This is a genomic window from Flavobacterium sp. ZB4R12, assembly GCF_048276375.1.
In the GTDB taxonomy this organism is placed as follows: Bacteria; Bacteroidota; Bacteroidia; order Flavobacteriales; family Flavobacteriaceae; genus Flavobacterium; species Flavobacterium gawalongense.
Genome location: NZ_JBLNKS010000007.1, coordinates 47426 through 60826 on the forward strand (window position 1 = coordinate 47426; position 13401 = coordinate 60826).

10 protein-coding genes and 1 tRNA gene are annotated in these 13401 nt (G+C 34.1%); 4 read left to right on the top strand and 7 right to left on the bottom strand.

Annotated elements, in window-relative coordinates; translation table 11 throughout:
- Positions 1-161: 161 nt before the first annotated feature.
- Together ACNO7W_RS06590 and mce are read right to left on the bottom strand one after the other, a co-directional pair.
- Positions 162-235: transfer RNA gene (locus ACNO7W_RS06590), tRNA-Ile, on the bottom strand.
- A 142-nt stretch (positions 236-377) separates the two neighbouring features.
- Positions 378-779 carry a methylmalonyl-CoA epimerase gene (gene mce / locus ACNO7W_RS06595; protein WP_417937483.1) on the bottom strand — a complete coding sequence of 134 codons (402 nt, stop codon included), beginning with the start codon at positions 777-779 and terminating at the stop codon, positions 378-380.
- Between the two features lie 226 nt (positions 780-1005).
- Between mce and ACNO7W_RS06600 the strand changes: the two genes are divergently transcribed.
- Positions 1006-2664, top strand: a complete 1659-nt coding sequence (locus tag ACNO7W_RS06600; RefSeq protein ID WP_417937484.1) for an Ig-like domain-containing protein — start codon at positions 1006-1008, stop codon at positions 2662-2664.
- Between the two features lies 1 nt (position 2665).
- Here ACNO7W_RS06600 and ACNO7W_RS06605 read toward each other — a convergent pair whose 3' ends face one another.
- From ACNO7W_RS06605 to ACNO7W_RS06620, 4 genes are all read right to left on the bottom strand, one after another.
- Entirely contained in the window at positions 2666-3433 is a 768-nt protein-coding gene (locus tag ACNO7W_RS06605) for a nitrilase family protein (protein ID WP_417937485.1), read from the bottom strand.
- Positions 3434-3514: 81 nt separating this feature from the next.
- A complete protein-coding gene (locus ACNO7W_RS06610) occupies positions 3515-4261 on the bottom strand; it encodes a succinate dehydrogenase/fumarate reductase iron-sulfur subunit (RefSeq protein ID WP_417937486.1) in 747 nt (248 codons plus the stop codon).
- Positions 4262-4344: 83 nt separating this feature from the next.
- On the bottom strand, positions 4345-6345 hold the full coding sequence (locus ACNO7W_RS06615; RefSeq protein ID WP_417937487.1) for a fumarate reductase/succinate dehydrogenase flavoprotein subunit: 2001 nt from the start codon (positions 6343-6345) through the stop codon (positions 4345-4347).
- Positions 6346-6358: 13 nt separating this feature from the next.
- On the bottom strand, positions 6359-7024 hold the full coding sequence (locus ACNO7W_RS06620) for a succinate dehydrogenase cytochrome b subunit (protein WP_417937488.1): 666 nt from the start codon (positions 7022-7024) through the stop codon (positions 6359-6361).
- Positions 7025-7393: 369 nt separating this feature from the next.
- Between ACNO7W_RS06620 and ACNO7W_RS06625 the strand changes: the two genes are divergently transcribed.
- Positions 7394-8755, top strand: a complete 1362-nt coding sequence (locus ACNO7W_RS06625) for a hydroxymethylglutaryl-CoA synthase family protein (RefSeq protein WP_143387020.1) — start codon at positions 7394-7396, stop codon at positions 8753-8755.
- Positions 8756-8833: 78 nt separating this feature from the next.
- Here the strand turns inward: ACNO7W_RS06625 and ACNO7W_RS06630 are convergent, their stop codons facing one another.
- Positions 8834-10315 carry a helix-turn-helix domain-containing protein gene (locus ACNO7W_RS06630; protein ID WP_417937489.1) on the bottom strand — a complete coding sequence of 494 codons (1482 nt, stop codon included), beginning with the start codon at positions 10313-10315 and terminating at the stop codon, positions 8834-8836.
- A gap of 120 nt (positions 10316-10435) precedes the next feature.
- On the opposite strand from ACNO7W_RS06630, the gene aceB reads away from it, so the two are divergent.
- Positions 10436-12037 (top strand): malate synthase A, encoded by a 1602-nt coding sequence (gene aceB, locus ACNO7W_RS06635; protein WP_417937490.1) that lies wholly within the window; start codon positions 10436-10438, stop codon positions 12035-12037.
- A gap of 30 nt (positions 12038-12067) precedes the next feature.
- Complete coding sequence (gene aceA / locus ACNO7W_RS06640) at positions 12068-13348, top strand: isocitrate lyase (protein ID WP_417937491.1); 1281 nt, start codon at positions 12068-12070, stop codon at positions 13346-13348.
- The last annotated feature ends 53 nt before the right edge of the window (positions 13349-13401 follow it).

Sequence of the window (13401 nt, forward strand, 5' to 3'; positions counted from 1 at the left end):
CAAAAAATATTTTTATTTGATATTTATTTTTTTCACAAAACAAACTCATAGCTTTAACAAAAACAACAGTAATCGTGACAAAAGTATGATTTTTTTACGTCAAATTCGCCTTTATATTGTTATAAAAAAAGCCTTTCAATTGCTTGAAAGGCTTTTTAAAGTGGTCCCACCTGGGCTCGAACCAGGGACCACCTGATTATGAGTCAGGTGCTCTAACCAACTGAGCTATAGGACCGGTTAAGAGTTTGCAATATTACCACTATTTTTCATTCGCTCCAAATATTTTTGACTTAGATTTTCAGATAGTTTCATTATTGATAACTTTGAAATAGAAACCAACTGAATACTAGAATTCTACCCTTTTGTCTGAAATAAAATTATCTGATTTCCTGACATAGTTCTATTAGAACGCCATTAGTGCTTTTGGGATGCAAAAAAGCAACAAGCTTGTTATCGGCGCCTTTCTTTGGAACTTCATTCAAGACAACAAATCCTTCTTTTTTCAAACGAGCGATTTCTGATATAATATCTTCAACATCAAAAGCGATATGATGTATTCCTTCTCCCTTTTTCTCTATAAATTTGGCAATAGGACTTTCTGGGTTGGTTGCGGCAAGAAGTTCAATTTTATTGGGTCCATTCATAAAAAAAGAGGTTGTCACCCCTTCAGTTACCACATCTTCAAATTTATAGGCCGGAACACCAAAGAGTTTTTCGAAAATTAAATTTGACACTCCTAAATCTTTGACCGCAATTCCTATATGTTCTATTTTTCTCATTATTTAAATATTCAACTGAAAATTAATTATAAAATTTAAAGGCAGAAAAATTGTATTTTTTAAAATTCACCAGCCTTAAAGCCATGTAAAATTAAACATTAAAAATCATAAAAAACAGGAAGAATTATAAAAATAAGCCTAGTTAAATACCTCATAATAATTCGATAAAAAGTTTCGATTACATTAATTATAATTGTTATTTTGTAAATTCTAATTTTGATTTGATATGTTGAAAAACAATTTAAAATATATTTCCTTATTTCTGATTTTACTTATGATTGGTTGTGCAAAAAGAGGAAGCATTACCGGAGGCTTGAAAGACACTATTGCACCCGTTTTAAAAATGAGTTTCCCAAAGAATTTCAATACCAATTTCAAGGGAAACGAAATTAAATTAGTGTTTGACGAAAACATTAAATTAAAGAATCTGAACAAACAGTTGATTATTTCGCCACCGATGAAAAATGAACCTTTGATTCTTCCAACAACTGCAAGTAAATTTATTACAATCAAAATAAAAGACACACTGCAACCCAACACAACTTACAGCTTCAACTTTGGCCAAAGTATAGCTGATAATAACGAAGGAAATCCGTTCAACCAGTTCAAATATGTGTTTTCAACCGGGGACTATATCGATTCTTTGTCTCTCGGCGGAACTGTAAAAGATGCTTATGACAAAGAAGTAGAATCATTCGTTTCAGTCATGTTGTATGAAATAAATGACAACTTTAAGGATTCAATTGTGTATAATGAAAACCCCAGATACGTAACAAATACCCTGGACAGTCTAAAAACATTTCGTTTAGAGAATTTAAAAGCCGGAAAATACCTTCTTGTAGCAATGAAAGACTACAATAACAATAATAAATTTAATCCAAAAAAAGACAAAATTGGATTTAACAAACAATTTATTACCATTCCAAATGATACCGTTTATGAATTAGCATTATTCAGGGAAGCTCTTGCATTCAAGGCTTATAAACCAAGTCAGGCATCTGGAAACCGATTACTGATGGGTTATGAAGGAAAAGTAAATCAAGCTAATTCCAGACCAAAGATAACCCTGAAAAACAATAATGAAATCCTATCTACAATTGTTACTCAATTACCTAAAAAGGATTCCCTGCAGATATGGTATAAACCCATAAAAGCAGATTCGTTAGCTTTGGCTGTAGCCAAAGACAAATACAACGGAAATTTCAGCTTTAAAATTAAAGACCAGAAAAAGGACACTCTAAATATAAGTGCTGTACAAAGCGGCGTATTAAATTTCAGGGATCGATTTACATTAGAAACTGCTACGCCACTAATAGGTTTTGATAATTCAAAAATAAAATTAACCAACAAAGGAGAGACCTCAATCCCTTTTACTACTGAATATGACGAATTTAATCAGAAACTACATCTCGATTTTCAGAAAGAACCTTCAGAGCAGTACACTATTTCCATTCTATCTGGTGCATTAACTGATTTTTTTGAAAAATCAAATGATTCGTTGACTTATAAAGTAACTACAAAAAACACCGCTGATTATGGAAATCTAAGTGTGTCTTTACAAAATGCAAAACAATTTCCTGTTATTGTAGAATTGACCAATAAAAAAGGAGAAGTTTTAGCCACTGAATACTCTGAAAAAAACACCACAATTGACTTCAACCTAATTGAACCTGCACTTTACACGCTTAGAGCCATTTATGATGAAAACAAAAATAAGGAATGGGATTCGGGGAATTATTTAGAAAAACGTCAAGCGGAGGAAGTGATTTATTTTTCTAAGGAAATAGATGTTCGTGCTAACTGGGACGTAAACCAAGTATTTGATTTGAGTCTTCCTTACATTCCTGAACCTAAAAAGAAAACGGATAAAAAAAAGAATAAATAAATTATTTTTTTATTTCAAAAGCATCCCTATCATTCAAAAAACCTAACTTTTGTCTGCTTTGCAACATCTCTTTTTTATTTAATTCAGCGAACAGAATACTTTCAGATTCCACAGGTTCGACTATACAATTTCCTAAAAAATCAACCACTTGTGAGTGTCCGGTATATTGATATCCATTATTGTCCTCACCTATTCTGTTAACCCCAATCGCATAACTCATATTTTCTATTGCACGCGCTTTAAGTAATGTATCCCATGCATTTATTCTAATTTTTGGCCAACTTGCAACATAAATTAGCAAATCATAGTCCTCAAAATTTCTGGAGAATACTGGAAATCTTAAATCGTAACATACTTGCAGGCAAATTTTCCAACCTAAATAATCTACAATGATTTTTTGGGTTCCGCTAGTGTACACTTTATCTTCTCCGGCCAGAGTAAATAAGTGTTTTTTATCATAGAATTGAATTTCCCCTGATGGAAACACGAAAACCATTCTGTTGTAAAAATTACTATTTTCTTCAATAACTAGACTTCCCGTAATGGCAGTTTTTTTGGCCTTAGCCAACGATTTAGCCCACGTTACCGTTTCGCCTTTCATCGTCTCCGCAACATTCTCCGGACTCATAGTAAAACCAGATGTAAACATTTCCGGAAGTACAATCAAATCAATATCATCACTAATTGTATTGATTTTTTCTTCGAAATAGTCTCGATTTTGTTTTGGGCTTTCCCAATATAAAGGTGATTGTATAAGTGCCGTTTTCATTTGAAATCATTTTTATAAAGATAAAAAAAAACGCATTCAACTTTTACATTGAATGCGTTTATTAATTTCACTTATTAGGTTTTATCCTTTCAGACTTGCAGACATATATTCTCTGTTCATTCGAGCAATGTTTTCAAGAGAAATTCCTTTTGGACATTCTACTTCACAAGCTCCAGTATTGGTACAGTTCCCAAAACCTTCAGCATCCATTTGGCTAACCATATTTAAAACCCTGTCAGTAGCTTCAATTCTTCCTTGTGGCAATAACGCATATTGAGATACTTTTGCAGCGACAAATAACATAGCCGATGAGTTTTTACAACTCGCAACACAAGCACCACAACCAATACAAGCAGCTGCATCAAAAGCATCATCGGCATCTTTCTTGTTAATTGGAATTGTATTGGCATCAATAGTATTTCCTGATGTGTTTACAGATATAAATCCCCCAGCATGTTGAATTCTGTCAAAAGAGCTTCTGTCCACAACTAAATCTTTAATTACAGGAAATGCTTTCGCTCTAAACGGCTCAATAAAAATCGTATCGCCATCCTTGAACATTCTCATGTGCAATTGACATGTTGTAACACCTTTGTCTGGTCCGTGAGCCTCGCCATTGATATATAAAGAACACATTCCGCAAATTCCTTCGCGACAATCATGATCAAATGCTACTGGTTCGTCTCCTTTCATGATTAATTCATCATTCAAAATGTCAAGCATTTCAAGGAAAGACATATCCGGTTCAATATGATCTATAGGATATTCGACTATTTTTCCTTCTGCAGCGGCATTTTTCTGACGCCATATTTTTAATGTAAGTTTCATATTTTTTTAGTTTGAAAGTCTGAAAGTCTAAGGTCGAAAGCCCTTTACTTTAAGACTTTTGACTTTTAACTTTTGACTAAATTCTATTTATAACTTCTTTGAACTAGTTTCACGTTATCAAATACCAACGGCTCTTTATGCAAAACAGCCTCACTTGGTTTTCCAGTGTATTCCCATGCGGCTACGTATGCGAAATTCTCATCGTCACGTTGCGCTTCACCTTCTTCTGTTTGGTATTCTTCACGGAAATGTCCTCCACAAGATTCATTGCGATGTAAAGCATCTTTAGCAAACAATTCTCCCAATTCAAGGAAATCGGCAACACGAGTCGCTTTTTCCAATTCTTGATTCAATCCATTAGCATCTCCAGGAACTTTTACATCTTTGTAGAATTCTTCTCGTAAAGCGGCAATTTCAACAATCGCTTCATTTAATCCTTTAGCATTACGAGCCATCCCTACTTTATCCCACATAATTTTTCCTAATTTCTTATGAAAATAGTCAACGGAATGTGTTCCGTTATTGTTCATGAATTTTTCAATCTGATCTTTCACCGCTTTTTCTGCAGCAACAAATTCAGGTAAATCTGTGGATATTGTTCCCATTTTAATATCTGGTGATAAATAATCTCCAATAGTATATGGCAATACAAAATATCCATCTGCCAAACCTTGCATCAATGCTGAAGCTCCAAGTCTGTTAGCTCCGTGATCAGAAAAATTAGATTCTCCAATTGAAAAACATCCTGGAATTGTAGTTTGTAAGTTATAATCAACCCAAGTTCCTCCCATAGTATAATGTACCGCTGGGTAAATCATCATTGGAGTTGAATATGGATTTTCATCAACGATTTTTTCATACATCTGGAATAAATTACCATATTTATTAGCAACAACTTCTGTCCCTAATTTAATGATTAATTTAGTGTCATTTGCATCTAAACCTTTAACATATACTTGTTCTTTTCCGTAACGTTGTATTGCTGCAGCAAAATCAAGATATACAGCTTCACCAGTTTTATTTATACCAAAACCAGCATCACAACGCTCTTTGGCTGCACGTGAAGCAACATCACGAGGAACAAGATTTCCAAAAGCTGGGTATCTTCTTTCCAAGTAATAATCTCTTTCCGCTTCAGACAAATCCGTTGGTTTCTTTTTACCTTCACGAATAGCTTTGGCATCCTCTAATTTTGCAGGAACCCAAATACGTCCGTCATTACGCAATGATTCCGACATTAATGTCAATTTCGATTGGTGATCTCCAGAAACCGGAATACAGGTTGGGTGAATTTGTGTGTAGCAAGGATTTGCGAAGAAAGCTCCTTTTTTGTGGATTTTCCAAGCTGCTGTCGCATTACTTCCCATTGCATTTGTAGAAAGGAAAAATACATTTCCGTAACCTCCAGAAGCAATAACAACTGCATGTGCTGAATGTCTTTCTATTTCACCAGTAACTAAGTTACGAGCTATAATCCCTCTCGCTTTTCCGTTTACGACTACTAAATCAAGCATTTCGTGACGGTTGTGCATTTTTATTTTTCCACGACCTATCTGGCGGTTCATTGCTGAATAAGCACCTAGTAATAACTGTTGTCCTGTTTGCCCTTTTGCATAAAAAGTTCTAGAAACCAATGTCCCACCAAAAGAACGGTTATCTAATAATCCCCCATATTCACGAGCCAACGGAACACCTTGTGCCACACATTGGTCAATAATATTCGAAGAAACTTCTGCTAAACGGTGCACGTTTGCTTCACGAGCACGGTAATCGCCCCCTTTTACAGTATCATAAAATAAACGGAAAGTTGAATCTCCATCACCTTGATAATTTTTTGCAGCGTTAATTCCCCCTTGTGCAGCAATTGAGTGCGCACGACGTGGTGAATCTTGAAAGCAAAAAGCTTTTACGTTATATCCTAATTCTGCTAAAGTTGCAGCAGCAGAACCTCCAGCAAGACCTGTACCAACAATAATTACATCTAAATTACGTTTGTTAGCAGGGTTTACTAAATTAATATGATCTTTATAATTTGTCCATTTGTCCGAAATTGGACCGCTAGGAATTTTTGAATCTAATGCCATTTATAATTTAATATTAATGATTAAAATGATGAAATAATGCAATGAAAATGAAACCAAAAGGAACTACAATTGCAAAAGCATATCCTAATTTATGTAACGATCTTGAATATTTATTATTAAAACCTACCGATTGAAAGGAAGAATTAAAACCATGCCACAGGTGCAATGACAACAATAAGAATGATATACTATACAATGCTGTACGAACAGGACTTTCGAATTTTTCAGTCATTTCATGAAAATATCTAGTCTCATTTAATGGACTAACATCTACATACTTATAAACCATTTCAGGAAACCAAAAATCGTAAAAATGCAACGCTATAAAAGCCAAAACAACTGAACCGGTAACAATCATGTTTCTTGAAGCCCAAGAAGAATTGGCAGCTCCGTTATTCTTTGCATAAGCAATTGGCCTGGCACTTCTATTTTTGAAATCCAAAACAAAACCCATAATGAAGTGAAAAATCACACCAACAATTAAAATAGGCTGAATTACGAATTGAACAAGAGGATTATTTCCCATATAATGGGATATAGAATTAAAAGTATCGGAACTAAAGACCGATGTCATATTGATAAAAAAATGCTGTGCTAGAAACAACATCAAAAAAAGTCCTGAAAGTGCCATAGCTACTTTTTTTGCTATTGACGATTTCAATAATGCAGATTTTGCCATAAGATTTATATAATTTGTTTTAAAAAATTCTACAAAAATAAAGCAATTAGACAGGAACTACAACCTTTTCGTTGTTATTTATAATGATTTTAAAGTGTTTTACACAAAAAAACAAGAAATCCTTAAAAATCAAACAAAATTCAAAAAACAGAAAAATAAACAGTTAAACAAAAAAGAAAAAAATCTTAAATAAGACATAACGAAATTTACTAAAAATCAATCTACAAAGAGACTAAAATTACCAATTCAATAATTTTTATTATTGTTTATTTCTAAATTAACAAAAACACCAAGTACCTTCATTTTATACCCCTAAAACAATTGCACCAAGACAATGCATTTTTAACTTTACACGTTAAAAATTGAATAATGAAAACAGGAATTGATTCCATCTCTTTTGATGTTGCTAAAATACATTTACCCATTAAAACTTTGGCAAAAGCCAGAAATATTGAACCTGAAAAATTAGAAAAAGGCTTAGGTTTAATCAAAATGACATTGCCAGATATTCATCAAGACACCGTTGTTTTTGCTGCAAATGCATTGACAAAACTGACTCAAGAAAACAATCTAAATCTAAACGAAATTGCAAGAATATATGTTGGAACCGAAAGTGCCATAGACAGTTCTAAACCAATTAGCTCTTTTCTAATAGCCTTAATGGAACAAAAATTTGGAGAAAACACTTTATCCGAATGCGATGTAGTCGATTTTACTTTTGCCTGTATCGGTGGCGTTGATGCTTTGCAAAACTGCCTTGATTTTGTAAAATTGAATCCAACCAAAAAAGCAATTGTTGTCACTACTGATTTTGCAAAATACGATTTGAATTCAACCGGAGAATATACTCAAGGCGCGGGAGCTTTAGCAATGTTGATCACTTCAAATCCTAGAATTATTGCATTCGACAACAATTGGGCGACAAGTACAAAAGGTGTTTTTGACTTTTTCAAACCGTTTAGAACACTTTCAAAAGAAGAAATTACAGAAAACAAAAACAATGAATCGTGGTTTGACAATCTTGAAGCCGAAATAGAAATCCACAAAGACCAACCGGTTTTTGACGGACAATACTCCAACCAATGTTATATGGATCGTACCAGAAACGCCTATTTTTCATTAAAAAAATTAAAAAACACTGACGAAACTATCTACAATTCATGGGAAAGCATCATCATGCATTTGCCTTATGCATTTCAAGGACGTCGCATGCTATCTGAGATTTATGCTTTAGATGCCGAAAGTAAAACTATCTCTGGAAACGAAGATGCTTCGGAATACCAAAATAAATTGAAAGGAATCAGCAAATCTGAAGAATACCAGCGTTTTGTAAATGAAAAATTAATGCCTGCCGAATTAGCTTCTTCCTTAATTGGTAATTTATATACCGGTTCCATTTTTATGGGATTACTTTCGACTTTAGCACATTTTTATGATACCAAAAAAGAAATTTCAAATTCAAAATTTGGATTTTTAGCTTATGGAAGCGGTTCTAAATCTAAGGTCTTTGAAGGAACAATTCAACCAGATTGGAAAGCTGCAATTACCAATGTAAATCTTTTCGAAACCTTAGAAGAAAGCCTTGAAATTGATTTTCCAACTTACGAAAAACTTCATAAAAAAGAACAGAAACAAAGCATTCAACTTCCAAAAAACGAATGGATTTTGAACCGAATAGAAAAAGAAATTCCGAATCTATTAGGAGCTCGTTATTACAAATGGGTTGATTAATTTTATATTCCTACTGAAAAAAGCACCGAGAATTCTTAATTGAACTTTCGGTGCTTTTTACTTAAACAGAGCATCCGTCTAACTGAATTTGCTCATATATTGCTGTACGATTAAATCCGTGTTTTCATTTCGAGTCTTTTGCTCTAACTGAATTGGAGGCGAAGCTCTTTCCAAACAATTTTTCACCGCACAAGTTTCACAAGTCACCCCAACAATTTGTTTTTGTATGGATTTATTATCAATGAATTTAAATTTTTTCTTGACACTTGGCGTAATCAATATTCCCACAGATATACTTCTTAAACAATCTTTTTTGAAAGGATCAAGTGTCGCTGAAGAAAATACCAAATACTCATTATTACTGTTGTCATAACGTGAAATTTGCGCATCAAAAAAGTGTGTTTTATTTTGTTTAATTGCATTTTCAATGGTTTTAATCGACACCCATCTTCGGCAATAATGCTCATTCATTTCATTAGCATGCGGCTCCTGTTGATTGGTGATGTGCAATTCTTTTTTTATTTGATACGTATCCGCACCAATTTTGTGAGACAATCGAAGGAAAAATAGGTTTTTTAGCTGAAAATCCTTGGGCAAAATATTCGTCAGTCTTTGATAGAAAGATTCAGGCGAAACATTGAATTTTCCCATAAGTTCAATCATTTCCTGTGGTTTTGGATCTGTTTTCAACAAAAATACATTCAATTCATCAATCAGTTTTTGCCTCGGAATAAGTAATGCTCCGGCAAAATAGGATGCATAAAAATTATTAAGAACCTGATCGAAATTATCAAATTTTATCCAACTGAATGTGTACAGTCTTTCAGTAATTTCAAGGTAATTATATGCTATTTCTTTTGCCAAAATAAAGGCTTTTTGAGGCTCATCGATATCTAACGACAATAATAAAGTCTTACTCTTGGGCACAAATATCGACCTTAAATCCCCCAATTCTTCTTGTTCCGAAAAAACAATTTCATTAATGGTATAACCATATTCTTCAATTAATATAGCAGACAGTTCTTCAATAGAAATTTTAGTATCAATATTTACATGAAACGCTTTAGAAAATTGCAACACTTTCAGTTCTAAATCTTCAAAGTAATTATTATGCGCTTCTTGATACGAACGCAAAGCGGCTAAGAAGAAACTTTCACGGGTCAGATTATAATGCTGTGCTATTTCAATAATCGTACTTATAAACGCATTCACTTTGGCTGGTGCATTGGCAATAATGTCGATAAGATCGTTTTCTTGAATCCCAAAAATCTCCAAAGGAATTTCTTTTAGAATACCCGATTTTAAGATTTCACCTATAGGAGCAAGATTATTATCCAGCTTTAAAGACACCATGTGATCGTACGAAATGTCTAATTTTTCAGACAAAAGAATAATCTTATCTGTTTTAGGATATTTTTTCCCTTTTTCAATTTCGTTTAAATACGATTTTGAAAGGTCGGTAATTTTAGCCAAACCAAATAGTGACAAATTCTTATTTGTTCGAGCCTGCTTGAGTTTCAGCCCAAAAATTAACTTGATATAATCCTTTTCTACATTCATAAATTCAAAGATACGCTAAAAAACAAAAACGTCAAAAAAATATTTTTTTAATTTTTAGCGTACGTTCGCTTGTTTTGTAAAAAACTTTTTTCTAATATTGTCATGTAAAACATATTAACCATGATACACCAACCAGAAACAACCGAAAGAGAGTTCCAGTTTTCTACTGAAACGAATCAACACTATCCCGAAATACTGACGGATGAGGCCATTGATTTTTTAACTGATTTGCATCAAAAATTCAATAACAAAAGACTTTTGTTATTAGAAGAAAGAAAAAAACAACAAGTCAAATTTGATGCTGGCGCTTTGCCTTGTTTTCCAACCGAAACAAAAAGCATTAGAGAAAGCAATTGGCGAGCTGCAACAACTCCAAAAGATTTATTAGACAGAAGAGTCGAAATAACAGGTCCTGTTGATAGAAAAATGGTCATCAATGCGCTTAATTCTGGAGCAAAAACCTTTATGGCCGATTTTGAAGATAGCACTTCTCCAACCTGGAGCAACTTAATGACTGGTCAACAAAATTTGAAAGATGCCGTAAATAAAACCATCACTTTAGATAATCCTTTAAAGAACAAGAAATACTCTTTAAATGAAAATACAGCAGTTTTAATTGTTCGTCCAAGAGGATTGCATTTATCAGAAAAAAATATTTTGATAGACGGCCAAGAAGCTTCAGGTTCACTTATTGATTTTGGTTTGTATGCTTTTCATAATCATGAAGAACTGATAAAAAATGGAACTGCGCCCTATTTTTATTTACCAAAGCTGGAACATTATTTAGAAGCAAGGTGGTGGAATGAAGTTTTTGAATTTGCACAAGAATATTTAGGAGAACAAAACGGGACTTTCAAAGCTACTGTTTTAATCGAAACGATAACTGCCAGTTTTCAATTGGACGAAATAATCTTCGAATTGAGAGATCACATTGTAGGTCTTAATTGCGGAAGATGGGATTATATTTTTTCTTACATCAAAAAACTAAGAAATAATCCCGCTTTTATTGTTCCAAATAGAGATCAGGTAACAATGACTTCACCATTTATGAGCGCCTATTCACAATTGGTAATTCAAAGATGCCACAAACGCAACATACACGCAATAGGCGGAATGGCAGCTCAAATTCCTATAAAAAATGACGAGCAAGCCAATACAATTGCTTTCAACAAAGTAATCGCCGACAAAGAGTGTGAGGCAAAAAATGGGCATGACGGCACCTGGGTAGCACATCCGGATTTGGTTTCGATCGCCATGACTGTATTCGACAAATACATGCCAACGAAAAATCAAATTCATGTAAAAAGAGACGATGTACACGTTACTGAAAAGGATTTATTAGAAACTCCAGAAGGAACAATTACCGAGGAAGGCGTTAGAAAAAACATCAGTATCTCCGTTTTGTATATCGCTTCATGGCTCAACGGACAAGGCGCCACAGCATTACATCATTTAATGGAAGATGCTGCTACTGCAGAAATTTCGAGATCACAATTGTGGCAATGGCTTAAAAACGAAGTGCTTTTGGACAATCAAAAAGTATTAAACGAAAAATACTATCACAGAATAGCCATGGAAGAATTTGAAAAAATAAGAAAAACTGTTGGAGATGAAAATCACGAAAAACAGAAATACAGATTAGCAGAACAACTGTTAGACATATTGGTTGTAAACGACAATTTCATCGAATTCTTAACTATTCCAGGATACCAATACATCTAAAAATAAACCAAACAAACCATATAAATTATTATGAAAACAACAGAAACCAGAATTCAGGAATTAGTTACAGATTGGATAACAAACCCCAGATGGAAAGGAGTTGAACGCCCATACACAGCTGAGGAAGTTGTAAAATTGCAAGGTTCTTATGTTATAGAACATAGCGTTGCTAAAATTGGCGCAGACAATTTATGGAATAAACTTAATTCTCAGGATTTTGTTGCCGGACTTGGTGCTCTTACCGGAAATCAAGCGATTCAGGAAGTAGAAGCGGGATTAGATGCTATTTATTTGAGCGGATGGCAAGTTGCCGCTGATGCAAATGTTGCCGGCGAAATGTATCCTGACCAATCATTATATCCTGCAAACAGCGTTCCGTTGGTTGTAAAACGAATCAATAATGCTCTTTTGCGTGCAGACCAAATACAAGTTGTAAACGGAACAACCGATAAAAAACAATACTTAGTTCCTATAGTTGCTGATGCCGAAGCTGGTTTTGGAGGTAATCTAAATGCATTTGAATTAATGAAATCAATGATTGAAGCTGGCGCAGCAGGCGTTCACTTTGAAGACCAATTGAGTTCTGCCAAGAAATGCGGACACTTAGGCGGAAAAGTATTAGTACCGACACAAGAAGCCATCAATAAACTGATAGCTGCCAGATTAGCGGCCGATGTAATGGGAACGCCAACGTTGATTGTTGCCCGTACAGATGCTGATGCGGCCAACTTATTGACAAGTGATATTGACCCAAGAGACACAAAATTTATTACTGGAGAAAAAACGGGAGAAGGATTTTTCTATGTAAATTGCGGTGTTGAACAAGGAATTGACAGAGGATTGAGTTATGCTCCTTACGCTGATTTGATTTGGATGGAAACAAGTAATCCTGATTTGGCTTACGCAAAACAATTTGCTGATGCCATTCACAAAGAATTTCCAGGAAAAATGCTAGCATACAATTGCTCGCCATCTTTCAACTGGGCTGCTAAATTATCTGTTGCCGAAATGGAAACTTTCAGAGAAGACTTAGCTGCAATGGGATATAAATTCCAATTTATTACTTTGGCTGGATTCCATGCGCTAAACACAAGCATGTTCGAATTATCTAAAGCGTACAAAGAAAGAGGCATGGCTGGATATTCTGAATTACAGGAGAGAGAATTTGCATTGCAAAAACACGGTTTTAAAGCGGTAAAACACCAAGGTTTTGTTGGAACGTCCTATTTTGATGCGGTTCAAAACACTGTTACAACAGGAAAATCTTCTACAACAGCCATGAAAGATTCTACTGAAGTAGCACAGTTTTAAACAAAAATTATTTCAATTAAGAATACAAAGCGTACAAGTTTAAAATGCAAATT

Excerpts from the sequence above, each read along its gene's own strand:
- ACNO7W_RS06605 (WP_417937485.1), bottom strand. The coding sequence starts at position 3,433 with ATGAAAACGGCACTTATACAATCACCTTTATATTGGGAAAGCCCAAAA.
- mce (WP_417937483.1), bottom strand. The coding sequence starts at position 779 with ATGAGAAAAATAGAACATATAGGAATTGCGGTCAAAGATTTAGGAGTG.
- aceB (WP_417937490.1), top strand. The coding sequence starts at position 10,436 with ATGATACACCAACCAGAAACAACCGAAAGAGAGTTCCAGTTTTCTACT.
- ACNO7W_RS06615 (WP_417937487.1), bottom strand. The coding sequence starts at position 6,345 with ATGGCATTAGATTCAAAAATTCCTAGCGGTCCAATTTCGGACAAATGG.
- ACNO7W_RS06625 (WP_143387020.1), top strand. The coding sequence starts at position 7,394 with ATGAAAACAGGAATTGATTCCATCTCTTTTGATGTTGCTAAAATACAT.
- ACNO7W_RS06620 (WP_417937488.1), bottom strand. The coding sequence starts at position 7,024 with ATGGCAAAATCTGCATTATTGAAATCGTCAATAGCAAAAAAAGTAGCT.
- aceA (WP_417937491.1), top strand. The coding sequence starts at position 12,068 with ATGAAAACAACAGAAACCAGAATTCAGGAATTAGTTACAGATTGGATA.
- ACNO7W_RS06600 (WP_417937484.1), top strand. The coding sequence starts at position 1,006 with ATGTTGAAAAACAATTTAAAATATATTTCCTTATTTCTGATTTTACTT.
- ACNO7W_RS06630 (WP_417937489.1), bottom strand. The coding sequence starts at position 10,315 with ATGAATGTAGAAAAGGATTATATCAAGTTAATTTTTGGGCTGAAACTC.
- ACNO7W_RS06610 (WP_417937486.1), bottom strand. The coding sequence starts at position 4,261 with ATGAAACTTACATTAAAAATATGGCGTCAGAAAAATGCCGCTGCAGAA.